Annotated in this window: 21 protein-coding genes; 8 read left to right on the top strand and 13 right to left on the bottom strand. The window is 71.2% G+C overall.

What is annotated here, in order from left to right; all coding sequences use genetic code 11:
- Positions 1-3: 3 nt before the first annotated feature.
- Positions 4-318, bottom strand: coding sequence for a DUF721 domain-containing protein (locus VF092_16810; GenBank protein ID HEX6748961.1), 315 nt, complete (start codon positions 316-318; stop codon positions 4-6).
- Between the two features lie 644 nt (positions 319-962).
- On the opposite strand from VF092_16810, the gene VF092_16805 reads away from it, so the two are divergent.
- The gene (locus VF092_16805) at positions 963-1,523 is read left to right on the top strand and encodes a peroxidase-related enzyme (GenBank protein ID HEX6748960.1); all 561 of its coding nucleotides are present in this window, start codon (positions 963-965) and stop codon (positions 1,521-1,523) included.
- A 94-nt stretch (positions 1,524-1,617) separates the two neighbouring features.
- On the opposite strand, the gene VF092_16800 is transcribed toward VF092_16805, so the two are convergent.
- From VF092_16800 to VF092_16755, 10 genes are all read right to left on the bottom strand, one after another.
- The gene (locus tag VF092_16800) at positions 1,618-3,078 is read right to left on the bottom strand and encodes a putative glycoside hydrolase (GenBank protein ID HEX6748959.1); all 1,461 of its coding nucleotides are present in this window, start codon (positions 3,076-3,078) and stop codon (positions 1,618-1,620) included.
- A gap of 116 nt (positions 3,079-3,194) precedes the next feature.
- Positions 3,195-3,965: a PH domain-containing protein gene (locus tag VF092_16795; protein ID HEX6748958.1), complete on the bottom strand. Its 771-nt coding sequence runs from the start codon at positions 3,963-3,965 to the stop codon at positions 3,195-3,197.
- Positions 3,958-4,557, bottom strand: coding sequence for a PH domain-containing protein (locus tag VF092_16790; GenBank protein ID HEX6748957.1), 600 nt, complete (start codon positions 4,555-4,557; stop codon positions 3,958-3,960). Before VF092_16790 ends, VF092_16795 begins: the two co-directional genes overlap by 8 nt.
- A gap of 217 nt (positions 4,558-4,774) precedes the next feature.
- Positions 4,775-6,769, bottom strand: coding sequence for a M1 family metallopeptidase (locus VF092_16785; protein HEX6748956.1), 1,995 nt, complete (start codon positions 6,767-6,769; stop codon positions 4,775-4,777).
- A gap of 170 nt (positions 6,770-6,939) precedes the next feature.
- A complete protein-coding gene (locus VF092_16780; GenBank protein ID HEX6748955.1) occupies positions 6,940-8,916 on the bottom strand; it encodes a M1 family metallopeptidase in 1,977 nt (658 codons plus the stop codon).
- A gap of 150 nt (positions 8,917-9,066) precedes the next feature.
- A complete protein-coding gene (locus tag VF092_16775) occupies positions 9,067-9,597 on the bottom strand; it encodes a GNAT family N-acetyltransferase (protein HEX6748954.1) in 531 nt (176 codons plus the stop codon).
- A 2-nt stretch (positions 9,598-9,599) separates the two neighbouring features.
- Positions 9,600-10,784, bottom strand: a complete 1,185-nt coding sequence (locus tag VF092_16770; protein HEX6748953.1) for an acetoin utilization protein AcuC — start codon at positions 10,782-10,784, stop codon at positions 9,600-9,602.
- Entirely contained in the window at positions 10,781-11,434 is a 654-nt protein-coding gene (locus tag VF092_16765; GenBank protein ID HEX6748952.1) for a CBS and ACT domain-containing protein, read from the bottom strand. Before VF092_16765 ends, VF092_16770 begins: the two co-directional genes overlap by 4 nt.
- A 456-nt stretch (positions 11,435-11,890) precedes the next feature.
- Complete coding sequence (locus tag VF092_16760; protein ID HEX6748951.1) at positions 11,891-12,328, bottom strand: DUF3293 domain-containing protein; 438 nt, start codon at positions 12,326-12,328, stop codon at positions 11,891-11,893.
- 43 nt (positions 12,329-12,371) lie between these two features.
- Positions 12,372-12,803 carry a hypothetical protein gene (locus VF092_16755; protein HEX6748950.1) on the bottom strand — a complete coding sequence of 144 codons (432 nt, stop codon included), beginning with the start codon at positions 12,801-12,803 and terminating at the stop codon, positions 12,372-12,374.
- A 265-nt stretch (positions 12,804-13,068) separates the two neighbouring features.
- Between VF092_16755 and VF092_16750 the strand changes: the two genes are divergently transcribed.
- The 5 genes from VF092_16750 to VF092_16730 all read left to right on the top strand — a co-directional run bounded on the left by VF092_16750 (position 13,069) and on the right by VF092_16730 (position 16,417).
- Positions 13,069-14,148 carry a serine/threonine-protein kinase gene (locus VF092_16750; protein HEX6748949.1) on the top strand — a complete coding sequence of 360 codons (1,080 nt, stop codon included), beginning with the start codon at positions 13,069-13,071 and terminating at the stop codon, positions 14,146-14,148.
- A 227-nt stretch (positions 14,149-14,375) separates the two neighbouring features.
- A complete protein-coding gene (locus VF092_16745; GenBank protein ID HEX6748948.1) occupies positions 14,376-14,741 on the top strand; it encodes a hypothetical protein in 366 nt (121 codons plus the stop codon).
- Between the two features lie 166 nt (positions 14,742-14,907).
- Positions 14,908-15,117, top strand: a complete 210-nt coding sequence (locus tag VF092_16740) for a hypothetical protein (protein HEX6748947.1) — start codon at positions 14,908-14,910, stop codon at positions 15,115-15,117.
- A gap of 194 nt (positions 15,118-15,311) precedes the next feature.
- Positions 15,312-15,779 carry a DUF2059 domain-containing protein gene (locus tag VF092_16735; protein ID HEX6748946.1) on the top strand — a complete coding sequence of 156 codons (468 nt, stop codon included), beginning with the start codon at positions 15,312-15,314 and terminating at the stop codon, positions 15,777-15,779.
- A gap of 239 nt (positions 15,780-16,018) precedes the next feature.
- Positions 16,019-16,417: a hypothetical protein gene (locus tag VF092_16730; protein HEX6748945.1), complete on the top strand. Its 399-nt coding sequence runs from the start codon at positions 16,019-16,021 to the stop codon at positions 16,415-16,417.
- Between the two features lie 119 nt (positions 16,418-16,536).
- On the opposite strand, the gene VF092_16725 is transcribed toward VF092_16730, so the two are convergent.
- Entirely contained in the window at positions 16,537-17,847 is a 1,311-nt protein-coding gene (locus VF092_16725; protein ID HEX6748944.1) for a DUF1501 domain-containing protein, read from the bottom strand.
- Positions 17,848-18,012: 165 nt separating this feature from the next.
- The gene (locus VF092_16720; GenBank protein ID HEX6748943.1) at positions 18,013-20,055 is read right to left on the bottom strand and encodes a DUF1800 domain-containing protein; all 2,043 of its coding nucleotides are present in this window, start codon (positions 20,053-20,055) and stop codon (positions 18,013-18,015) included.
- Positions 20,056-20,483: 428 nt separating this feature from the next.
- On the opposite strand from VF092_16720, the gene VF092_16715 reads away from it, so the two are divergent.
- The gene (locus VF092_16715) at positions 20,484-22,745 is read left to right on the top strand and encodes a VIT and VWA domain-containing protein (protein HEX6748942.1); all 2,262 of its coding nucleotides are present in this window, start codon (positions 20,484-20,486) and stop codon (positions 22,743-22,745) included.
- Positions 22,746-23,081: 336 nt separating this feature from the next.
- Complete coding sequence (locus VF092_16710; GenBank protein ID HEX6748941.1) at positions 23,082-23,555, top strand: MarR family transcriptional regulator; 474 nt, start codon at positions 23,082-23,084, stop codon at positions 23,553-23,555.
- The last annotated feature ends 27 nt before the right edge of the window (positions 23,556-23,582 follow it).

Genomic DNA, 23,582 nt, shown 5'->3' with positions numbered 1-23,582 from the left:
CCGTCACCCCGCCATCACGAACACGATGTGGCGGATCCGCCCTTCCTTCCGCCCCGTGTTCACGCGCTTGATCAGCTCGCCCTTCATCAGGTTCAGCTCCATCATCCACGCGCTGGTGGCCACGGAGACGAACAGCGTGTCGTCCGACAGCCCCGTGGGCTGCGTGACGGCGGCGATCTGCGGCCCCACGCGCTGCGGCCAGTCGGTGAGCACGGTGGCCGCCTCGACGCGGGCGGCCAGCCCCGACCGGTCCAGGAAGCGCGCGACCAGGTCGCCTACGGGCTGCGGTGCGGCGTCGGCTCTGCGGGTACGGCTCACGAACGTTCTGGACGCGCGGAAGAGCGGAAGATGCCGGGCGGATGGTGGCCCGCAATTTAGCACCCGGAGGCCCTCCGCGAAACCTTGTCGCACCCGCAGATCTGGTGCTGCCGAGATCCCGGCGCCACAACGGGTTGCGTTCTGTTCAGTTTGCGACGGAAACGCTCAGGACGGCGTCGGGAGCACGGATCTCGGCGACTGGCTGTGATACCGGCTGCCGCATTTGATTGTGCATTCCGCTCGGATGTCATTCCGAGCGGCGCCGCTGCTCCGAATTGTCGACCGTGCGGATGCCAGGCGGCGCCCGAGGAATCTGTGGCCTGCGTCCGAGCGACAGGCGGCCTGTGGCTCGGAAGCCTGCCACAGATTCCTCAGGCGCCACGACTTCGGCATGGAGGACAGGGCGGCGCGGCGCCTTCGGAATGACATTCTTTCCTCCAATACACAGTTGATCCGGAGATCCAGTATGAGATCTGTCCGTGCTTATGGTGATTCAGGTTAGAAGATGAGCAAATGTGTGGATCAATCGCGGGGAGAAACAGATTCGGCCTTTTCCTGACGACGTTTTTCATCTATCTTTCCTGCACTCCGCCGCGCCCTCCCCGCGGCGGAGATCGTTTTGTCACTCGCAAACCGGTGAAGTCATGCCCTGGATCCGGATGGTCGACCCCGAGGCCGCCGACGACGAGCTGCGCGTCGTATACAATCGCATCACCGGCGACCGCGGCAAGCTGTCGACCATCATGCAGGTGCAGAGCCTCAGCCCGCGCGCGCTGACGGCGCACATGGACCTGTACATGGCCACCATGTTCGGCCCCGGCGGCATCACCCGGCCCGAGCGCGAGCTGGTGGCGGTGGTGGTGTCGGCCACCAACCGCTGCCGCTACTGCGTCAGCCACCACGCCGCGGCGCTGCAGGCGTACTGGAAGGACGAGGGGCGGGTGGCGCAGGTGGGCGAGGATTGGCGCGCCATCGAGGGGCTGTCGGCGCGCGAGCGCGCGATGCTGGACTACGCCGAGGCGCTCACCCGCGAGCCCTCCACCGTGGGGCGCGCGCGGATCGAGGCCATGCGCCAGGCCGGCCTGTCGGACGACGACGTGCTGGCGGTGAACCTGATCGTGGCGTACTACAACTTCGTCAACCGCATCGCCGAGGGGCTGGGCGTCGAGGTCGAGCCCGAAGAGGTCGGCGGGTACAACTACTAGGCGCCGCCGGGGAATCTTCCCCGCCGCCCGGGAAGCGGAAGGCCCGCGGAGAAAGCATCTCCGCGGGCCTTCCGTCATCTCCCTGCCGCAGGCGTCACCGCGTTCCGCCAGTGCCCTTCGGCGCAGCCTCGGCGGGGGCGTTCTGGCCGGGGGTGACGCGCGTGGGCGGCGCGTTGGGCTCGGGGCGGCCCTGCCGCGCCGCCTGCGCCGCCGCCGGATCGCCGATGCGGCCGCGCGCCTGCTGCGCCGCCTTGTCGCGCGCGGCGCGCACGCCCTGCCGGTCGAACAGGTTCACCGCCGCCAGCACCTCGGACGGCGGCGCGTACTGCGGCTTGCGGCGGGAGACGGTCTCGCGCTCCAGCCCGGCGGCCACCTGCTCGTAGTGCGACCCCGGGCTCCACAGGATCCAGTCGTCGAAGCCCACGTCGTACACCCCCTGCTTCTGCTCGCGCAGCTGCTGCGGGCCGTAGTCCTGGTGGTTGCGCCCCAGCCAGGTGGCGTTGAACGCCTGCAGCCACACGTTCACCCGCGCCGGCGTCACCCCCACCTCGCGCAGCCGGTCGTTGCGGATCCGCGCCATCCCCGCCGACTTGAAGATGGTCTGGTACGGCATCAGGTCCGGCTTCGGCACGCCCGGCAGGTGCGTCGGGAGATAGTGCGACGGGTACATCATCGGGTTCACGTGGTCGGCCGTGCTGGCCACCGTCTCCCACTGCTGCCCGATGTCCACGTCGCCCGGGTCGTTAGGGACGAGGCCGAAGACGTCGGCCTGCACCATCACGCCCAGCGGGTGGAGCCGTCGCTTGGCCTCGTTCAGGAAGGCGGCGATGGCGTCGCTGCGGTCGCCCTTGGCCAGCGGGTGCACCTGCGCCGGCAGGCTCCGGTACGGCTCGGCGAAGCGCACGTAGTCGAACTGGATGGCGTCGACCCCCGCGCGCGCCGCCTCCTCGGCGATCTGGATGTTGTAGTTCCAGACGTTGGGGTCCCACGGGCTGACCCAGGTGTTCGCCTTCTTGTCGTGCCACAGCCCGCCGCCGGGCGCCTTCACGCTCCAGTCCGGCCGGGCCTTGCTGAGGATGGGATCCTTGAAGACCACGATGCGCGCCATCACGTAGATGTGGTGCGCGTGCAGCGTGTCCACCAGCGTCTTCAGGTCGCGGATGGTGACCTCGCCGGGCTGCGCCAGCTGCTTCGCCAGGTCGATGGCGGTGTTGTAGCGGATCCCCTTCTCGTCCTTGACGTCGACCACGAAGGCGTTGATCTCGGTCTCGTCGGCGATCTTCAGCAGCTGCGGCAGGCGGGTGCGCGAGCCGGCCGCGTAGGCGTTGATGTACAGCCCGCGGATCTGCGCCGGCGCGTTGTCGCGCACGTCGCCCTGGGCGTTGCTCCCGGGCGACGCGGGCGAGGCGGTGGCGGCGGCCGAGTCCTTCGCCGCCGCGGACGTGGTGTCGCCGCCCGCGGTGCCGTCGGTGCGCGCGGGTGCGTCCCTGCCGCAGGCGGAGGCGAGCACGAGCGCCGCGGCCGCCGCGGCGCGGATGATGGGGTGGGTCTTCATCTGCTGGGTCCTGCCTGCTCTGCGAGGTTGTCGTTGACGCCCGGATTGCAGAAAAGATGTGGCCCACGCGAGGGTTGCGCGAGGGCCACGTACGGGATCGGGGGCGGTGCGCGACGTCAGCCCGGGGCGCGCGCGGGAGCCAGGGCGCGGCGGAGGCCGCGGATCTCGTCGCGAAGCTCCAGCGCCGCCGCGAGCACGTCCGGGGCCGCCGGCGTTTCCCCCGCGGCCGGCGGGACCAGCGGGTGCGGCTCGTCGGGGTCGCCCAGCCCCGCGTCGCGGTGCAGGCGCACGCGCTCGGCGATCACCGTGCGGATCTCCTCGGCGTTGTCCACGCCGCGGAAGTAGGCCTCGTGCATCGACTCGCCCAGCCCGCCGTGCGAGCCGTGCGCGCCGGCCGCGCCGCCGCCGGCGGTGGTCACCTGCACGTCGGCCAGCCCCAGCAGCCGCTGCAGCGGGTTCTGCCGGATGGAGATGTTCTGGATATTCGCGAAGGTAATCGTCTTCTCGCGGACGCCCACGACGCCCTCGCGGATCCGCAGGCTGCGGTCGGAAAGGATGTACCAGCGCATCTCCCAGTCGAGCCGGAGCACCGCGAGGCCGAAGGGGAGCTGCGCCAGGAAGGCGGCCCACGCCAGCACCTCGGCCGCGCGCAGGAGCAGCGACGCCACCGGGTGGCCGATCTCGCCGCTCAGGAAGCCGGCGAAGAGCAGGCTTCCCACCAGCCCCGCGAGCGCCCCGAACTGCTTGATCCCCCACAGCACCAGGCGATAGCGATAGTACGCGCTCCCGGCGCGGAACACGCGCACCAGGCGGCCGCCCGCGGGCACCTGCGGCTCGGCCGGAACGCGCAGCAGCCGCAGCACCCACGCCTTGATCGGGTCAAACATCGCGCGCCTCCGTCTCTCGCGGGGCCGGGAGCGCGGTCCGCAGCGACCGAACCTCGGCCGCGATCTCGCGCAGCACCTCGGTGAGCTGATCCATCCCCGGCACCGTACCGGAGGGGGCGCCCGCCGTGACGGAGGTCCGATCGCGGGAGCCGCGCATCCGCTCGTAGAGGAAGTCGCGCACGGCTTCGAACTGCGGGACCCCTTCGATGGTCATCTCGGCGCTGGCGCTTCCGCTGGCCGTCTGCACCTGCACCCGCGCCAGCCCCAGCCAGCGCTCCACCAGGTTGCTGACCAGGTGGATGTCCTGGATGCGCGCGTAGGTGAGCGACACCTCGCGCCGGAACAGGATCCCCCAGCGCATGGTGATCCCTTCTTCCTCGACCTCGTACCGCAGGGTGTGATAGCGGAAATACAGCACCAGCATGGGAACGAAGAAGAACGGCCCCGCCAGCAGCGACGACAGCGCGTAGTAGGTGAACAGGCTGCGCGCCGGCGCGAGCGTGACCGGGAGGCGGGGAAACGCCGCCGCGCCGGCGGCGGACAGCGCGGTGCCGGACGGCGCTTCCGGGGGTGCGAGGGTGGATGTGCTCATCGGGTTCCGGTGGAGGAACGGTTCGGGATAAATCCCTGTCCCCGTGTATCGATGGCGGGGCGAATCCTCCTACGGCTCTGTGCCGCAGGAAGTTGCGGTGCGCGCACGCAGATCGACCCGGAATCGACTCGGAATCGCCCCTCCATCTCCCCGCGCCTGATGCGGGTTCGAGGAGAGGGCGATTCCGGCGTGGGGAGTGTCGCTCGACGGCTGCCGGTTACGGCGCGGCGGGCGGCGTCCAGACGTTGTTCGCGCGGTCGGCGTCGGGGAAGCGCCGGCGCGGGTCGATCTCCACCCGCGTCACCGCGCCCGAGGTGGGGAGGAGCACCGTCATCGTCCGCCGGCCGCCACCCGCCAGCCACTCCTCCACCGGCGCCTCCTGCTCCGTCACCATCCCCTCGCCCGAGGTCGCGGCGACGTAGACGGGCATGGGATTGTCGCCGCGGTCGCGGATCACCACCTCCACGCCGCCGCTGACCGGACGCACGGACTCGATCGCCTGGTCCAGCACGCCCGTCTCGAAGAACCAGGGATACCAGAACCAGTCCAGGTCGCGCCCGGCCACGCGCTCCACCGTGTCGAAGAAGTCCCACGACTGGGGGTGGCGGTACGACCAGGCGCGGGCGTACTCGCGCAGCGCGAGGTTGAACGTGCTGTCCCCCAGCACCGTGCGCAGCGCGACGAGCACGGCGGCGGGCTTGCTGTACGCGGCCACGGTGCGCGCGCCGTACGGCGTCACCAGGTCGGTATGGCGCATCAGCGGCACCTCGGCGTCGTGCCCGGCCACGCGCAGGTACGCGTTGACGCCGGTGACCTGCGTGCCGGGGAAGAAGCTCTCCGCCGCGCGGTCCTCGTGGTAGCTGGTGATCCCTTCGTCCATCCACGCGTACGACGCCTCGTCCGAGCCCACCAGCATGGGGAACCACTCGTGCCCCAGCTCGTGCGCGATCACCGACTGCAGGTCCGCCGCTTCCGAAGGACGGGGGATGAAGACCAGCATGGGGTACTCCATCCCCCCGATCGGCCCCTCCGCCATGGTGGCCTGCGGATAGGGATAGGGGACGACGAGACGGCTGAAGAAGGAGATGGCGTGCCGGCCGTATCTCCACGCCTGCTCCCACCCCTGCGCGCCCGGGCGATACAGCGCGCTGACGGTGACCGCGCGCTCGCCGCCGGCGGAGTCGGGGACGGTCGCGCGGACCGCGTCCCACAGGTAGCGGTCGCTCGCCGCGAAGGCGAAATCGCGTACGTTGCGCGCGGTGAAGCGCCATGTCAGCCGTCCGCCGCCGCCGCGCGCCAGCGCCGCCCCCGGCGCGAGGTCCGCCGCGGTGACGACGTGGACCACGCTGTCGCTCGCCGCCGCGCGGGCCAGGCGCTCGCGCGTCTGCGGCGACAGCACCTCGGCGGCGTTGGCCAGCGTGCCGGTGGCGCCCACGATCCACCCGGCGGGAAGGGTGAGGTCGACGTCGAAGTCGCCGTACTCCAGGTAGAACTCGCCGTCGCCCAGGTATGGCGTGGCGTCCCATCCCCGCAGGTCGTCGTAGACGGCGACCTGCGGATACCACTGGCCGACCACGAACGCGCGGGCGCCGAGCGCGTCCTCCCACGCGGTGCGGAAGGTGGGCGCGGGCGGCACCTTCTGGTGCCAGTCGATCTCAAGCACCGCGCTGTCTCCCGGCGCCAGGCGGCGCGGGAGGTCGAGGCGCGCGATCGTTCCCGCCACCTCGTAACCGGCGGGCGACGCGGATGTCACGGAAACGGTCGCCGCGGCGGGGCGCTCGCGGAGCGCGGTCCCCTGCACGGCGACGCGGTCGAGGGCCACGCCGCCGGTGTTGGGCGCGCGGCGGTTCCGGGCCGCGTTCTCGGTGTAGATGTTCTGGTAGAGGTTGAGGACGACGGTGGCCAGCGTGTCGGGCGAGCGGTTGCGGTAGACGATGCGCTCCGACCCGCGCAGCTCCGTCGTCCGCGGGTCCAGCTCCGCGCGGATGCGGTACGAGACGGACTGCTGCCAGTAGCGCGCGCCGGGCTCGCCCGTCGCGGAGCGCGTGCCCGCACGCAGCCCGCGCCGGTACGCGTCGCTCATCGGCACCGGGCGGAGATTCCATCGCTGCGCCGAATCCATCACTACCGTTGCGGGCGCCGGCTCGGCAGGGCGCGTCGCCGGAGAGCACGCGGCGGTGGCCAGCGCGCAGAGCATCATCGTCTTCCTCAACACGCTACATCTCCGTCCGAAGCATACATCTGGACTCACGCGGAGCCGCGGAGACGCGGAGGAGCATCCCCGTGACCTCCGCGTCTCCGCGTCTCCGCGTGAGATCAAAGGAAGGGCGGCCCCGCGCTGGAAGCCGCCCTTCCGCACGATCGCCATCTACCGAAAACGCGTCACTGCCCGACCCAGGTGTTGTTGCGTCGGTTCACGTCCGGGAACTGCTGCTCGGGGTCGATCTCCACCCGCGTCACCCGCCCCTGCACCGGGATGGTCACCGTCACCGAGCGCTGGTTGGGCGGGTTCAGGAAGCGCTCCACGGGGATGGTCTGCCGCACCACGCCCGCGTCCGTCGTCACCACGATGAAGGCGGGGGCCGGCACCTGGCCCATGTCGCGCACCGTCACCGTCACGTTCCCCGCGGCCGGCGTCACCGTGCCCAGCGCCAGGTCGAGCGTGGCGTTGGTGAAGAACCACGGATACCAGAACCAGTCCAGGTCGCGCCCCGACACCCGCTCGAAGGTGTTGAAGAAGTCCCACGGATACGGGTGCTTCAGCATCCACTCGTCCATGTAGGTGCGCATGGCGCGGTGGAACACGTCGTCGCCCAGGGCGGCACGGAGCGCGCGCATCACCAGCCCGGGCTTGTAGTAGCCCGCGATCCCCAGCGTCTCGTTGTCGAGCGACTCGCCGTTGCGCATCAGCGGCGCGTCGCCGCGCTTGCCGGCCACGGGAATGTAGAAGCCGCGCTGCTCGTTGAAGTGGTCGGTGCCGCGCCAGTAGTCGTTGAAGGCCAGCGATTCCTGGTAGGTGTTGATCCCCTCGTCCATCCACACCGCCACCGCCTCGTCGCCCCCCACCATCATCGGGAACCACTCGTGCCCCACCTCGTGCGCGATCACCGCGTACAGGTCCTTCTCGCCCTGCGTGGGGCGTCCGACGAACACGATCATCGGGTACTCCATCCCGTAGATCGGCCCCTCGGTGACCGTGATCTGCGGATAGAGGTACGGCACCTGCTCGCGCGAGAGGAACTCGATGGCGTGGTCGCCGTGGCGCACGCCGCGGTCCCAGAACGGCGCGCCGGGGCGGTAGAAGCAGTACACGGGGATGAACTTCGTCGCCCCGCCCGCCTGCGGGATGGCGCCGCGGGTGGCGTCCCAGAAGTAGCGGTTGCTGGTGGCCCACGCCACGTCGCGCACGTTCTCCGCGCGGAAGCGCCAGGTCACCATCCCGTTGGTCCCCTGCACCGTCCCCCGCCCGATGTTCTGCTGGCCGACCACGCGCACGGGAGAGTCCTGCTGCATGGCCTGCGCGAGCCGCTGCCGCACCTCGGGCGTCAGCACCTGCTCGGGGTTCTGCAGCACCCCCGTGGCCGCCACCAGCCATCCCGTGGGCGCGGTGATGGAGTAGTCGAAGTCGCCGTAGTCCAGGTAGAACTCGGCGTTCCCGGTGTACCCCGTCACGTCGGGGCCCATCACGTCGTCGTACACGGCGATCTGGGGATACCACTGCGCCACCTGCAGCACCCGCCCGCCCAGCGCGTCCTCGAAGCCGGTGCGCGGCGCCGTCAGCGGCGGCACGCGGAAGCTCCACTCGAACTCGAACACCGCGCTGTCGCCCGAGGCCAGCGGGCGCGGGAGGTAGATGCGCCCCAGCGTCCCATCCTCGTACCAGCCGGTGGAGACGTTCACCCCCGCCAGGTTCTGCTCCTTCTGCGCGGCGGTGAGCTTCGCCATCTCCTGCCCCTGCGCCGCCACCCGGGTCATGTTCAGCCCGCCGGTGATGCTGCGGAACAGGTTCTGGTAGAGGTTCAGCACCACGAAGCGCATGGCGTCGGGCGAGCGGTTGATGTACACCACCCGCTCGCGCCCGCTGACCCTGAGCGAGTCGGGCGACACCCGCGCCTCGATGCTGTAGCGCTGGCGCTGCTGCCAGTAGCGCGGCCCGGGCGCGCCGGTGGTGCTGCGGGTGCCGCGCTGCACGGCCGCCGAGAACTCGGGGATCACCGGCACCGGCTGCAGCAGCGGGCGCGCGGCCGTGTCGCCCGCCGCGCCGCGCGGCACCGGCGCCACGATCGGCTCGGCCACGGGCGCGCACGCCGAAACGAGGACGGCGCCGAGCAGCGCCGCGAAGTGGACGATTCGCTTCAAGGTGGGGCTCCGCGTTAGGGACCGGACTGCGGAAACAACGCTCGCACGGGGCAAATCAAAACGCGGGCCAGCATAAGCGCAGCGCCCGCCCTTCCGCAATCGGGAAGTGGCGGGCGCATGTGTCCGGAGATGGACGGAAGGGGAACGGCCCTACAGCGCCAGCTCCATCTCCACCTCGGGCGAGTAGACGGTGCCGGGGACGAAGCGGAACCCCGCCTTCTCGTAGCTGCGCAGCGCGGGGCGGTTGTGCGGCTCCACGGAGAGCCAGAGCCCGCGCAGCTCCATCGCCCGCGCGACCTCCACGGAAAGGTGGTTCACCTGCGTGCCCACGCCCTGGCCGCGGACCTCGCGCGCCAGGAAGATGGCGTACTCGTGCACCCCCTCCTTCTCCGTCGGCAGGAGCATGGCGTGGCCCACGAGGTGGCCGTCGCGCTCGACGGCCAGGTGCGTCCCGTTCGGCAGCACCTGGTCCAGCCAGCGCGCGATCCGCACCTCGCCTTCCGGCGGCAGCCCCTGCGCGGCGCGCTTGGGGTCGAACGCGTCGTAGAACTGGGCGAGCGCGGCGCGGTCTTCGGGGCGCAGCTCCCGTACGGTGAACACGCGGCCTTCCTTGTCGCGCAGGGTGGCGGGGAGAAGGGGAAACAGGGCGGGCACGGGGTGGGCGGCGAGGGCGGCCTGCATGGTCAGAACCCCAGCCCCCAGCCGCGCAGCAGCGGATACGCCTGCCGGCGCAGCGACTCGAAGGTGCGGCGGTTCGTGGCCTCGATCTCCTCGCGCCGGGGGACGGGCGGGTACGCGCCCTCGCCGTCGCGCAGGCGCTCGGGGAGGAGCTCCGGGCTCTCCCCCTGCCAGCGCTCCAGCCATTCGCGGGGAATCGCGTCCGGTGCCGGCTGCCCGCTCAATCCCGCCCAGACCAGGGTCCAAGCGCGGGGGACCACGCTCCACACCGCGTATCCCCCGCCGCCCGTGGCCACCACGCGGCCCTCACAGACGCGGTCCGCCACCTCGCAGACCAGCCTCACCGTCTCCTCGTACAGCTTCGTGGTGGCGCGGAGATGGGTGAGCGGGTCGAGCACGTGGCCGTCGCAGCCGTTCTGCAGCACGATCACGTCGGGGCGGAAGGCCTCGGCGACCTCGGGGATGAGCTTCTGCTGGATGGAGATCCAGGAGCCGTCCTCGGTGAACGCCTCCAGCGGCAGGTTCAGCGAGTAGCCGTAGCCGTCGCCGTCGCCCAGCTCGTCCACGAAGCCGGTGCCGGGGAAGAGGTATCGCCCCGACTCGTGCACGGAGAGGGTCAGTACCTCGGGGTCGCGGTAGAAGATCCCCTGCACCCCGTCGCCGTGGTGGGCGTCGTAGTCGATGTACATCACCCGCGCACCGTGCGCCTCGCGGATCCAGGCGATGGCGGCGGACAGGTCGCTGTAGACGCAGAACCCGCTGCCGCGCGAGCGATGTGCGTGGTGCAGTCCCCCGCAGACGTTGAACGCGCGGGTGACCTCGCCGCTCATCACCATCTCCGCCGCCAGGATCGTCCCCCCGCAGACCAGCGCGGTCACGTCGTGCATCCCCGGGAAGACCGGCGTGTCGTCCGTCCCCAGCCCCCACTGCCACGCGTCGGAGGTGTCCGCGCCCTCCGCGCTGAAGCGCTTCACCGCGTCGACGTACTCGCGCGAGTGGACGCGCAGCAGCTCCTCGTCCGTCGCCGGGCGGGGCGCGACGATGGGCGTCTGGTCGCCGCCGGCGAGCCCCATCGCCTCGATCAGTGAGACGGTGAGCTCCAGCCGCTTCGGGTTGAACGGGTGGTCGGGGCGGAAGAAGTAGCGGGTGACCTCCGGGTCCCAGATCAGCGCGGTGCGGTGCCCGGTCACGCCTCCATCCCCTTCCTGAGATCCGCCTCCAGCGAGGGCCAGCCCACTTTCGCGCCCGCGCGCTCCAGCGCCTCGATGGCCTCGCGCGGGTCGATGGTGGCGATGTGGAGGATGGCCGTCTTGCGCCCGTCCTCGCCGTCGGGAAGCACCATCAGCGAGGTCACATTCAGCTTCAGCTCGCCGCCGATGATGGCCAGCAGCCGCGCCAGCTCTCCCGGCCGGTCGGCGACGGAGACTTCGAGGCGAGACGACGGCCCGCCCGCCGCCAGCACCTCGGCGAACGCGGTGACCACGTCGGTCTCGGTGATCAACCCCAGGAGGCGATTGTGCGCGTCGACCACCGGCAGGCAGCCGATGCGGTGGCGGCAGATCTGCTCGGCCGCGTCCTCCACCGCGTCGAACGGGCCGGCGGTGATCACCTCGCGCGTCATCACCCGCTCCACCGGCGTGCGCTCGAGCATGGTGGCGCGCTCGGGGTCCGGCACCTCGATGGGCGACGGCATGGCCGTGCGGATGTCGCGGTCCGACAGGATCCCCACCAGCTCGCCGTTCAGGACGACGGGCAGGTGGCGGACGCGGTGCTCGCGCGTGAGCCGCAGCGCGTGCGCCAGCGAGTCCTCCGGCGTCACGGTCACGGGTTCCGCGGTCATGCGGTTCTTGACCAGCATCTCTCTATGTCGATCCGATTTCGGTCGATTACGGCGAACTGACTTGAACTGCAGGATCTGGGCGTGTTTGGCGCGGAGACGCCAAAACGGGCTGCGCGCGCGGTAGGGCACGAAACAACTGTGCCCAACCGCGCCGGGCCACCGCCGCGCCGAGCATCCGCGCGGATCATCGGCATCTCGTCACGCGCGGCGGCGTCCCGGCCCTTCGGGCGCGCATCCCTCACGCGAAGTCCCGCCCCCGCACTGAGTTCTCCCCTCCCCTGCGCAGCGGGGGAGGGGCCGGGGGAGGGGGCCCGCCTGCGGCCGCGCGAATCCCTGCCACCCACGCCGATGTCCTCCCCCTACCCCGCCCGGTACGGGAGGGGTGGCGAGCCTCAGGCGAGCCGGGGAGGGCGCGATGGAGCGGGCGTGCCGGTGAGCCGCGCGAGGGCAAACAATCTACCGAACCACCTCGCCCACCGCCGTCCGGCAAAACCCGTCTCGCGTGACCACGATGGCGACGTCTCCCGCGGCGTCGATCCACACGATCGCGTTCTGGCCGAACTCCGCGCCCAGCGCGACGGCGAGGCCGCGCACGTCGCCGCGGATCAGCCACCCCGGCTCGTCCCACGCGCCGGCGTCGTCCCCCGTCCCGCGCGCGAGGGTGCGCCACGGCTCCGCCCCCGCCGCGGCGATGCGGGCGCGCAGATCGGCGTCCGCGCGGTCATTCTCCTCCGCGGGGCGCGGCTGCGAGGCCGGGTTGTAGGCGGTGACGATCGCCGACGGACGAAGCGGGGGCGGCGCGATGCGGCCCGGCCGCACCTCGAGCGCGCCGTCCGGTCCATCCACGGACCAGACGGTGGCGAGGTATGCGGCCAGGAGGTCGGAGTCGCTCACGGGGCGCGGGGCGGACGGGTCCGGCCGCCCCGGCGGGCGGGGGCTAGTAGCGCTGCTCGCGGGCCAGCGCGCCGCTGCTCTCGTAGACGCGCAGCACGTTGGCCGTGCCGTCGTAGTCGGCGTCCACGAGCTGGTACACCCGTGTACCGTCGCGGAACACCTCGATCATGTCGGCGCGCCCGTCGCCGTTGCGGTCGCTCCACGCCTCCACCGGCCGCATCTGCCCGGTGAAGCGCACGAAGCGCGGCCGCGCGCCGCCGCCCTCGCCGCTCGCCCGCACCTGGTCGAGCGGCACCCCCACGCCGTTGAACCATCCCCCCAGCGATCCCTTCCACCCCCCGTCCAGCTCCCCCGCCGAGGGCATCTGCGGCATCTGCCGCGACGGCGGGGTCCACTCCTGCCCGGCACGGAGCGGCGCCGCGCCCAGCGCGAGCACCGACAGCACCAGGCATCCGGCCGCGTGGATGCGCTGCATCTGGCACCTCATGAAGATCGGGTCCCTGCTCCTCGCGCGGATCGCGAGGGATCCCGGGGGTGGACGAAGGCGGAAGGGCGAACGTCACGACCCGGGACCGGGCGCGCGGAGGATGGAGGGGACCGGTTTCCAGCATAATCCGCTACCCTCCGGAAACGCCAGGGTTCCGCGCGGGGTACGCCCGTTGCGTAGGGATGTAGAGGATTGGCGCGGCTTTTCACGCGTCCGGGCTCACCGGAGGCGCAACCTGTTGGGAGGCAACCGAATGGCGGCAGTGGCAAAGCCGCGGTACCAGGGACTGGTGGCCGCGCGCCGGTGGGAGCACGACCCGGCGCGGCCCAAGGCCGAGTTCTCGCTGGCCGTCGGCGACCGCGTGGGCGAGCTGACGGTGATCGGCCACCTGGCACGTGGCCGCATGACCGAGCTCTACCAGGTGTGGAGCAACCGCCACTGGTGCGCGCTGACCGCCAAGATGGTGGCCCCCGAGCACATCCGGAACCGCCGCCTCCCCACCTCGCTGCGCAAGGAGGAGCGCGTGCTGGGCCGGGTTCGCCACCCCAACATCGTGCAGGTGTTCGGCACGGGCGACTCGGACGGGCGGCATTATCTCCTGATGGAATATCTTGCCGGTCCTTCGCTCTTCGACGTGCTGGAGAGCCTCCCCAAGCGCCGCCTGCATGTTCCCGACGCCATCCGCGCCACCATGCACGTGGGCGCGGCGATCCACTATCTCCACCGCTGCGGCTGGCTGTACCGCGACCTGAAGCCCGGCAACGTGCATCTCCGCGAGGGCATCCCCGTTCTCCTGGACTTCGACGTGGTGTGGCCGCTGGGGAAGGAGGCGCGCCGCCCCGGCGACCGGCTGGGAACGGCGCCGTACATGGCCCCCGAGCAGGTGCTGCGCGAGCCGCTGACCACAGCGACGGACGTATACGGGCTGGGCGCGCTCCTCTACGAGCTGCTGACGGGCAAGTGGCCCACGGAGGAGATCGAGGAAGACGAGGACGAGGACTTCTGGTACGACGACGAGGACGACGACTTCGAGCCGAAGACGGCGCTCGCCCCCGTGGACCCCGACGGCGCGCCGCGCAACCTGACCACGCGCGAGCTGAACACGCGCTATCCCCAGCTCTCGCACGACGTGGTGCCGCCGCGGCAGCGCAACTCGCAGGTCACCCCCGAGCTGGAGAAGCTGATCCTGCGCGCGCTGCTGCGCGACCCCTCCAAGCGCTTCCAGACGGTGAGCGGGATGCTGGCAGCGCTGGCGCCCATGCTCAAGGGACGGCACCGCCTCTGGCCCGAGAACGCGCCCGTCGAGCGGCGCAGCGACACCATCACGAGATAACGGAATCGTTCTCACGCGGAGACGCGGAGGCGCGGAGGAACTCAGTCCGGCGGTGAGTTCTCCGCGCCTCCGCGTCTCCGCGTGAGACTCTTTCTGTTGTCTCCCATCTCCATGGCCGCTTCATCGCGAGGGCTGGCGCCCGACGCGGGCCGGGCGCAACATTCCATCACCTCCGCAGATCTCCTCTGCAGTTTCAGCCAGACCCATCCGGTTCGGAGACACACCCCATGGAGCGCACCCGGTTCATCGACCACCGCGGGAAACGCATTCTCCTGCTCGACTACTCCGGCATCCAGAACCCCGAGCAGGCCATCGCCACCATCGAGCACTCGAAGTCGGTGGTGGCGCAGCATCCCCCGCACTCGCTGCTGGTGCTGACGGATGTGAAGGACGCGCGCTACAACTCGGCGGTGCTGCAGGCGATGAAGGAGCTGGCGGCGCACAACGGGCCGTACGTCAGGGCCAGCGCCATCGTGGGGATGGGCGGGCTGCACCGCATCGCCTACCAGGCCGTGCTCCTGTTCACCCGCCGCAAGATCCCCGCGTTCGACACCCGCGAGCAGGCGCTGGACTGGTTGGCGGAACAGGGCTGATCAGGGCGCCACCCGAATGCTGTTCCCTGCGCTTGTTCCGCCACAATGTGCGCGTGATCTTGCGAAATTCGGATAATTGCGCATCTTTCAGGACGTAACCGTACGCAGAAACGACCGTCCCGGGGCGGTTGGCGCGGTGCGTTCCCATCCACGCACTGGAGGTTCGATGCACAAGCTGAAGCTGGACGTCGACGCGCTGAAGGTCGAGGAGTTCGCCACCGAAGGCATCGAGGCGAGACAGCGTGGGACCGTACGCGGGCAGGGCTCGATCTACTCGAACTGCGCCGGGGGGTGCGAGAGCATGTCCGAGGACGGGTGTGTCTGCGAGATCGACACCCGGGTGGAGCAGTTCACCTGCTACGCCGGCTGCATCTGACGCACTGCGGATGCGGGCTCCGTGTCCTCCGTGTGAAATCATGGATCCCGGAAACCCCAACGACGTTTCAGGATCCCCGGCACGACTCGTCGCGCTCCTGGCGTGACGACGCCTCCCGCTTGCGCGCCGCGCGGCGGGAGGCGTTCTTTCGCGCGGACGGCATCGCCATCTCCCTGCAAACGACGGAGTTCCGCATGAAGAAGATCCTGCTGGCGCTCGCCCTCGTCGCGCTGGCGGCGGGCGGGGCGGCGGCGCAGCGCTCGCCCAGCCACCGCATGGCGGCGATGGACGTGCTGGTGGCCATGCGCGTGCCGCAGGCGCTGGAGGCGTCGCTGAACACCGCGCTGCAGGTGCAGCTGCAGGGCGACCCGCGGCTGCGGGGGATGGAGTCGGTGCTGCGCGAGTTCTTCGCGCGCTACATGAGCTGGGACAACCTGAAGGCCGACTACGCGGACATGTACGCCAACACCTTCAGCGAGGCCGAGCTGCGCGAGATGGCGGAGTTCTACCGCACCCCCGTGGGCCAGAAGCTGGCGCGCGCTACGCCCTCGCTGATGCAGCAGGGCGCCGCGCTGGGCGAGCGTGCGGTGCGCGAGCACATGCCCGAGCTGCAGGAGATGATCCGCCAGCACCTCTCCGCGCGCGCCGGCGCCCGACCCTGAGCAAGGGAGATTGGGTGATGCGAGGGGGGCGCTCCGAAGGGGGCGCCCCCTCTCGTTTCCGACAGATGATGCGCAAAGGTGTCCATGTTTGCCCCAGAACCGTGCGCTGCGGAGACTTTCATGTGCAAAATGCCCTTGTTCCGACGGCCCGATGCGCGTAAGGTAGGTCCCGTTCACGTCCAATTTGGCAACTCTCTGCCGACTGGACAGGACCGCCAAACCTTGCCGGGACGGCCCAGGTGGACCGAGACGCCGAGATCGAGCTCCTGCGCGAAGCGCTGCGCAGGCGCGTGGAACTGACTTCCGTGCGGCAGGTGGCCGCCGAGGTGAAGATGAGCCACGGCGGAGTGTACAACCTGGTCACCGGCAACGTGGTGCCGTACGGGAAGACGCTGGCCAAGCTGCGCGCGTGGTACGTGGAGCAGTCCGCGCGCGGCGGCTCGGGGCTGACGGTGGACGCCGCGCGCTTCCTGGTGGACCAGATGCTGGGCGCGGTACCCGCCTACCTGCGCCCCGCCGCCGGCGTGGAGATGCTCGACAAGCTGGAGGGGATCTACGAGCAGTGCGGCGTCCCCCGCCCCGCGTGGGTGGAGGTGCTGCGCAGGCAGCTGCGCGCGCAGGCCGAAGGCGGGGGGTGATCTCCAGCAGACCGGGGTCTCACACGGAGGAAACGGAGGGAACGGAGGAAGCCGCGCGAACGGTGAGTTCCTCCGTTACCTCCGTTCCCTCCGTGTGAACCCCTTCTTTTCTCTACGGATCAGCCCAGGACGCCGCGAAAGCGCGCGGGGCTGGCCTCGAAGCCGGGGAACACGCGCTCCAGGTGCGTGGCGCCCAGGTGCTTCCCCGCCACCTCGGCGAACACGTCGCGGAAGTCCGTCGTCACCTTCAGGTCGCGCCCCTCGTGCAGCTGGCCGGGCGCCAGGCCGGGCCAGTCGCCCAGCACGCGGCCGCCGCGCACGTCGCCACCGATCACGAACATGCAGTTGGCGTGGCCGTGGTCGGTGCCGCCGGAGCCGTTCTCCGCGACCGTGCGGCCGAACTCGCTCATGGTCAGGATCACCACGTCGCGCATGCGCTCGCCCAGGTCGTCGTGCAGCGCGCGGAGGCCCTGCGCCAGCTCGGCCAAGCGCCGGGCGAGCTGCCCGTCGGCGCCGCCCTGCGCCACGTGCGTGTCCCATCCCCCCAAGTCCGCGAAGGCCACCTCGACGCCCACCTCCGCCTTCACCAGCTGGGCGATCTGGCGCAGCGAGCGGCCGAAGTCCGTGCCCGGATAGCGCGCGCCGGCCGCGGGCTCGTAGCGTGCGGGGTCGATGCGCTTCAGCAGCTCGGCCGCGTCCAGCCCCTCGCCCGCGGCGCCGCTCACCCGGTCGCCGTGCTCGTTGCCGTACATCCGCGCGAAGGTGCCGGCCAGCGACGGGTCGTGCCCGCCGGCCACGCCGAAGCGGTCCAGGTCGGCGATGGCCAGCGCCGGCGCCGTGCCGCGCAGCGAGAGCGGGAGCTCGGCCCCCATCGCCACGCCGCGGAGCGCCGCCTGTCCCGCGGCGTGGTCGGCCGCGTGCGCGTGCGGATCGGCCAGCGTGCGGCCTGCACATTCGGCGCAGTCGGTCTCGCGCAGCACGCGGTTCAGCCACCCGTCGCTCGAACGTCGGTCGGGCGACGCCGTCTCCATGATGTCCTGCGCCTCGAAGTGCGAGCGCGAGGGGTTGGGCGATCCGGCCGCGTGGACGATGGCCAGCTCGCGGCGGCGATACAGCTCCAGCAGCGGCTCGAGCGAGGGATGGAGCCCGAAGTGGCCGTCCAGGTCCAGCGCGCCCCGCGCCCCCCGCCGCGCCGGGTCGGCGATGGCGATGGAGCGCCGCGCCGCGTAGTACGCCGGATCGCCGAAGGGGACGACCATGCTGAGCCCGTCGGCCGCGCCGCGCTGGAAGATGCAGATCAGCGTCTTCTTCCGCGCGGCGGCGCGCGACTCGGCCAGCAGCGAGCGCGCCAGGAATTCGGGCGGCCGGGCCAGCGCCAGCAGTGCCATGGCGCCGCCCTTCAGGAACACGCGCCGGTTGATCGGGTCCATTTCGAGGCTCCTGCGCCGGATCGAAAGTGCGAAAGTGCGAAAGTGCGAGGGTGCGAAAGTGCGTGAGTGCGTTTCGTTTGCGTGCGAATTCCGGGATTCCGCGCCGGTTTACTTTCGCACTCTCGCACTCTCGCACTCTCGCACTGTCGCACTTTCGCACCGCTTTTATCTCCGCTGGAACGCCGGCGAGCCGATCAGCAGCCCCAGCGCCCGCGCGGCGCGCTGCCGCTCGTCGAGCTGCGCCTGCGCGGCCACGTCGTCGGCGATGGTGCGGAACAGGCCCGCATCCGTCGTCCCCGGCATCACCGCGGCGGCGAGGGCGGCCACCTGACGCTGCGCATCGCCTGACACGAATCGCGCCGGGTCCAATCGCACGCCGTCGATCCGTCCCGCGGCGAGTGCAAGGCCGAAGTTCATCCGGTTCAGCATCGCCCCGCTGTTGGTCCACTCGGCGGACGAGCTGGCGTAGCCCGTCGGCGGCGAGGCGGCGTACGGCATCTCGCCCATCTCCCGCAACGCCTGCAGCACCCCGCGCGAGGGGCCCACGTCCGCCCCGGTCGCCCGCAGCGCACCGGCGACGAATTCCAGCGGCGACTTCACCTTGGCGTCGGCGTAGCGCGTGTCGTACAGCTCGGGGGAGAGGAAGAGTGCGCGCGTCACCTCGCGCAGGTCGCCGTCGGTGCGCGTGAACGTCGCGGCGAGGCGATCGACGAGCGACGGCGGCGGGTCGTCGGCCACGAAGCGCTGCGCCAGCCGGAAGGCGACGCGCCGCGCCGTCGCCGGGTGGCGCGCGAGGAGGTCGAGCACCTCCTCGCCGTCCTCGATCCCCCGCCCCGCCGCGAGGCGATGGCCGAGCACGGTCTTCTCCCCCGGATCGTGCATCGCGGGGCGGAAGATGAACGACGGCTCGAACCCGCCCGCCGCGCGCCGCCCGCGTCCCTCCACCGTCCACCCGGTGAGCGCGCGGGCGACCTCGATCACGTCCTTCTGCGTGTATCCGCCGTCGACGCCGAGGGTGTGCAGCTCCATCAGCTCGCGCGCGTAGTTCTCGTTGATCCCCCGCGCGCGCCGCCGCCCCGCCGCGCCCGAATCGGCCATCATCCGCTCCGCCATCGCCGGGTCGACGCCGCGGCGGCGCAGCACCTCGGCGCGCTGCGCGGGCGGCATCGCCATCAGCCGCTGGCGCGCGGTCTCCATAGGGCCGGCGTTGGGGTTGAGCGAGTCCGGCACCATGCTCTGCGCGTTGTCGAGATAGACGAGCATGGCCGGGTGCTTGGCGGTCGCCTCCAGGAGGTCGCGGAACTTCCCGAAGACGTGCGGGCGGATGGCGTCGCGCTCGTAGGCGGTGACGAGGTAGCGGTCCTGGTTTTTCCCGAAGAAGACGTTGAAGTGGTTGAACCAGAAGTCCGTCATCACCTCCTGCAACTGCCGCTCGCTGTAGACGGCGCGCTGCACCTTGGCCCCCGCCGCGTCGAACAGGATCGCCGCGGGACGCCGGGCGCCGGCGCGGCGCCGCTGCGCGAACCCGGCGCCGTCCGCGCGCATCGCCGCCGCCGTGTCGTCGGCGATGCGGCGGCGGGCGCGCGGGCGCTGCGGCGCGTCCATCCGCTCGTCGGCCGCGGCGGCGCCGGGGCGCATCATCTCCCCGTCGCCCTGCGCGGCGCGGCGGGCGGAGTCGCGCTGGGCGCGGCGCGCGGGATCGGCCTGCGGCGGCGGGAAGGCGGCGTACAGCTCGCCGGGTGACATCGCCGCCGCGGGGAAGGCCGCCAGCCGCGCGCCGAGCGCCGCGTCGTCGATGCGCTCGGGGTGGAGCTGCCGGTCGAGCCACGCCTCCCGCCCCAGCCGCAGCACCTCCGCGAGATCCCGCGGCCGCGCGCCGAACGTCGCGCGCTGCAGCAGCTGCAGCGCCCGCGCGGTGTCCTCCGCGGTCGGGGGAGATGCGATCTCCGCGCGGCGCTGGAGGGTCGGACGCGAGCGGAGGGGGGCGAATGAATTCGCAGCAACAACCACACGAAGTCCGCCTTCGCGGACTACGGGCGATGAGACCGCCCAGGGGCTGGTGCTCGCATCGGGCATCACCGCGGCCGCGGCCAGGAACGACGGCGCGGGGCCGAGGGCGGTGAGCAGGAAGCCGCTCAGCAGCAAACCGCCAGCGTGCGCGGCGCGGCGGAGGCGCGAGAGTTGGGGGATTCGATCGAGGTCAGGCATGGTGGTGCCGCGGGTGAGGCGGATCGCGACGGCGCCGGTCGCATCGGCGCCATGGAAGGCAGTACAGCGGATGGGGCGATGGCGTTGGGCCGTCCCGCGGAACGAAAGCCAACCTCCACGCTGAGTTGCAGTTCACCTCTCCTGCTGTCGGGAGAGGTCGAAAATCTGGAAGGGCCGACACGAGGGTTATGTGTCGGCCCTTCCAGATTTACGGGTGAGGGCCACAGCGCCGCGGCCTGCAGAATGTCTCTCACCCGGGATCCCTCATCTCCCCTCATCTCCCATGATGCTAAATACTTAGCGGACAGAACGCCGTCTCGTCGCGCGTTCCACCTGCGGAACCGCTCGTGCGCGGTGTGGACGGAACTCTACCGTCCCCGGCGCGGGTACCAGCCCGAGGACCATCCTTCCTCGTGGAGCCCATCCCCATGCGAATCCAACGCCTCCTCTCCGCCGCCGCGCTCCTGCTGGCCGCCGCGCCGCCGCTCGGCGCGCAGGGCATCATCGTCCCCGAATGCCGCGACTGCCGCACGCCGTGGGTGCCGCCGTCGGGGCGCATCGGCCTTCCCATCGAATCGGTGGCCATCGAGACCACCATCGAGGGGCAGGTGGCCACCACGCACGTGACGCAGGTGTTCCGCAACGAGACCGGCGCCACGCTCGAGGGCACCTATTTCTTCCCCATCCCCCGCGGCGCCAGCGTCACCGACTTCGCCATCTGGGACGGCGACAGGCGGCTGGCCGGCGAGGTGCGCCCGCGCGAGGAGGCGCGCCGCATCTACGACGGAATCGTGCGGCGCCGCCGCGATCCCGGGCTGCTGGAGTACGCGGGCGAGGACCTGTTCCAGGCCAGCATCTTCCCCATCAACCCGCGGTCGACGAAGAAGCTGGAGCTCACCTACACGCAGGTGCTGCAGGCCGAGGGCGGCACGGTGGGCTACCGCTATCCGCTGGGGATCGGCCGCAACGCCAGCCCGGTGGAGCGCGTCTCCGGCACGGTGGAGATCCGCGCGCAGCAGCCCATGCGCACCGTCTACTCGCCCAGCCACGCCGTGGACGTCCGCCGCGGCGACGGCGACCGCCGCGTGCGCGTGAGCTTCGAGAGCGCGCGACAGGGCGAGCGGCGCGACTTCCAGCTCTTCTGGGCGCCCAGCCCCAGCGAGATCGGCCTCTCGCTCTTCACCTACCGCGAGGCGGGGAAGGACGGCTACTACCTCCTCCTCATCTCCCCGCCCACCACCGTGCACGCGCAGGAGTACGCGGCCAAGGACGTGGTTTTCGTTCTCGACGTCTCCGGGTCGATGAGCGAGGAGGGGAAGATCGACAAGGCGCGGCGCGCGCTGGAGTACGGGATCCGCGGGCTGAACCCGGGCGACCGCTTCAACGTGATCGCCTTCTCGGGCGACACGCGGCTGATGGAGACGGGGCTGATCGCCGCGACCGACGCCGGCCGGCGCCGCGGGACGGAGTTCGTCTCCGGCCTCCGCCCCGCGGGGGGGACGAACATCAACGACGCGCTGGTGCAGGCGATGGAGCAGTTCCCCCGCCAATCCACGCGCCCGCGGCTGCTCGTCTTCCTCACCGACGGTCTGCCCACCGTGGGCGACACCTCCGTCGCCGCGATCCTGGAGAACACGCGGCGGGCGCGGCGCGGCGGCGTGCGGCTGTTCACCTTCGGCGTGGGCTACGACGTCAACACGCGCCTGCTGGACCGGGTGGCCGCGGAGAACGGCGGCACGTCGGACTACGTGGAGCCGCGCGAGGACCTGGAGGTGAAGGTGGGCGCCTTCTTCGACAAGGTGAACCACCCGGTGCTGACCGACGTGCGGGTGGACATGGGCCCGGTGCGCACCGACCTCGTCTATCCCCGCTCGTTGCCGGACCTGTTCCGGGGGACGCAGCTCGCCCTCGTCGGACGCTACCGCAACGACACGGAGCTGCGCGACGTGGCCATCCGCCTGAGCGGCTCGGGCTCGCCGATGCGCACCTTCACCTATCCCGGCCAGCGCTTCCCGCTGCGGGCGGAGGCCAACGACTGGCTGCCGCGTCTCTGGGCGACCCGGCGGGTGGGATGGCTGATGGAGCAGATCCGCAGCAACGGAGAGCAGAAGGAGCTGCGCGACGAGATCGTGGAGCTGGGGACGCGCTACGGCATCGTGACGCCGTACACGTCGTTCCTCGCGCTGGAGCCCGGCGCCGTCGCGGAGGATCGGCCGCGGCCCGTGCCGCAGCCCGTGCGCGACCAGGTGCGGATCCGCGGGTCGGCGTCCGGCGGCTACAACGGCGCCCCGCCGCCATCGGCGCCCCCGCCACCCCCGCCTCCGCCGCCTCCGCCGACCATGCCGATGGACGCGCAGGCGACGACCGGGCGCGCGGCCGTGGCGCAGAGCGTGACCACGCGCCGGATGCAGGAGGCCGCCACGGTGGGCGCGGAGGGCGCCGCCGCGGCGAACGCCCAGCACGTGGGCGACAAGACCTTCTACCTGCGCGACGGGGTGTGGACCGACGCGGCCATCCCGCGCGACAACCACGCCCACCTTCCCGAGACGACGGTGACGTTCGGCACCGACGAGTATTTCGCGCTGCTGCAGCGGGTGCCTGCGCTGGGCCGCTACTTCGCGCTGGGGCAGCAGGTGGCGGTGCTGGTGGACGGCCGCATCTACCGCGTCCGCGCGGCGCCCCAGCCGTAGCGGGCGATCGAAACGGCTCGACAGGAGATGGATGAACGGCTCGCCGCCTCCCCGAAACCGGGTGGCGGCGAGCCGTTTCGATGCGTCCGTTACCCACCCTCCCCCCAGTCGGTTTTGGGGGGAGGGTCGCGCGAAGCGCGGGGAGGGGGGCGGGATGCCGCGGCATGCACGCGATCCATCCCACCGCGCGTGAGTGGGATCGCGTAGAGGGAAAGACGCGGGCGGAGATGCCACGAATGGTCGGGTTCCCATCATTTCGAACCGAATTCGTTGACTTCACCCGTTCCGCCGTCTATCGTCGGGCCAAACGAAACAACGCGGCGTCCAGGAGGCCCCGTGCCCGGCAAGCTCCAGCAGGAAATCAGGCAGAACCGCCCGATCGAGACGCTCGAGGAAGAGGCGTACCTCAACGTGCAGCGTACGGCGAACGTCCTTGTCCAGGGCTTGTCCGACGTCCTGAAGCGCCACGACCTGACGCCCACGCAGTACAACGTGCTGCGCATCCTGCGCGGCGCGGGTGAGAAGGGGCTGACGGCGGGCGATGTCAGCGACCGGATGATCACGCGCGACCCCGACGTCACCCGGCTGCTGGACCGGCTGGAGAAGCGCGGGCTGGCCGAGCGCTGGCGCTGCACCGAGGACCGCCGCGTGGTGTGGACGCGCATCACCCCCGCCGGGCGCGAGGCCATCGCCCCGCTGGACGCGGAGATCGAGCGGATGCACCTGCGCCAGCTCTCCCATCTCGGCGCGGAGCGCCTCGGCACCCTGATCGAGCTCCTCGAAGCCGTCCGCGAGCCGGCGCAGTCCTGACTCTCCAGAAACAAAATCTCACGCAGA

Origin of the sequence: Longimicrobium sp., assembly GCA_036377595.1 — a bacterium.
In the GTDB taxonomy this organism is placed as follows: domain Bacteria; phylum Gemmatimonadota; class Gemmatimonadetes; order Longimicrobiales; family Longimicrobiaceae; genus Longimicrobium.
This window is presented reverse-complemented; position numbering and strand designations above follow the sequence as displayed.

Coding starts and splice junctions, on each gene's coding strand:
- VF092_16750 (HEX6748949.1), top strand. CDS start 13,069: ATGGCGGCAGTGGCAAAGCCGCGGTACCAGGGACTGGTGGCCGCGCGC.
- VF092_16740 (HEX6748947.1), top strand. CDS start 14,908: ATGCACAAGCTGAAGCTGGACGTCGACGCGCTGAAGGTCGAGGAGTTC.
- VF092_16725 (HEX6748944.1), bottom strand. CDS start 17,847: ATGGACCCGATCAACCGGCGCGTGTTCCTGAAGGGCGGCGCCATGGCA.
- VF092_16800 (HEX6748959.1), bottom strand. CDS start 3,078: ATGAAGACCCACCCCATCATCCGCGCCGCGGCGGCCGCGGCGCTCGTG.
- VF092_16745 (HEX6748948.1), top strand. CDS start 14,376: ATGGAGCGCACCCGGTTCATCGACCACCGCGGGAAACGCATTCTCCTG.
- VF092_16735 (HEX6748946.1), top strand. CDS start 15,312: ATGAAGAAGATCCTGCTGGCGCTCGCCCTCGTCGCGCTGGCGGCGGGC.
- VF092_16720 (HEX6748943.1), bottom strand. CDS start 20,055: ATGCCTGACCTCGATCGAATCCCCCAACTCTCGCGCCTCCGCCGCGCC.
- VF092_16795 (HEX6748958.1), bottom strand. CDS start 3,965: ATGTTTGACCCGATCAAGGCGTGGGTGCTGCGGCTGCTGCGCGTTCCG.
- VF092_16775 (HEX6748954.1), bottom strand. CDS start 9,597: ATGCAGGCCGCCCTCGCCGCCCACCCCGTGCCCGCCCTGTTTCCCCTT.
- VF092_16805 (HEX6748960.1), top strand. CDS start 963: ATGCCCTGGATCCGGATGGTCGACCCCGAGGCCGCCGACGACGAGCTG.
- VF092_16755 (HEX6748950.1), bottom strand. CDS start 12,803: ATGCAGCGCATCCACGCGGCCGGATGCCTGGTGCTGTCGGTGCTCGCG.
- VF092_16790 (HEX6748957.1), bottom strand. CDS start 4,557: ATGAGCACATCCACCCTCGCACCCCCGGAAGCGCCGTCCGGCACCGCG.
- VF092_16765 (HEX6748952.1), bottom strand. CDS start 11,434: ATGACCGCGGAACCCGTGACCGTGACGCCGGAGGACTCGCTGGCGCAC.
- VF092_16715 (HEX6748942.1), top strand. CDS start 20,484: ATGCGAATCCAACGCCTCCTCTCCGCCGCCGCGCTCCTGCTGGCCGCC.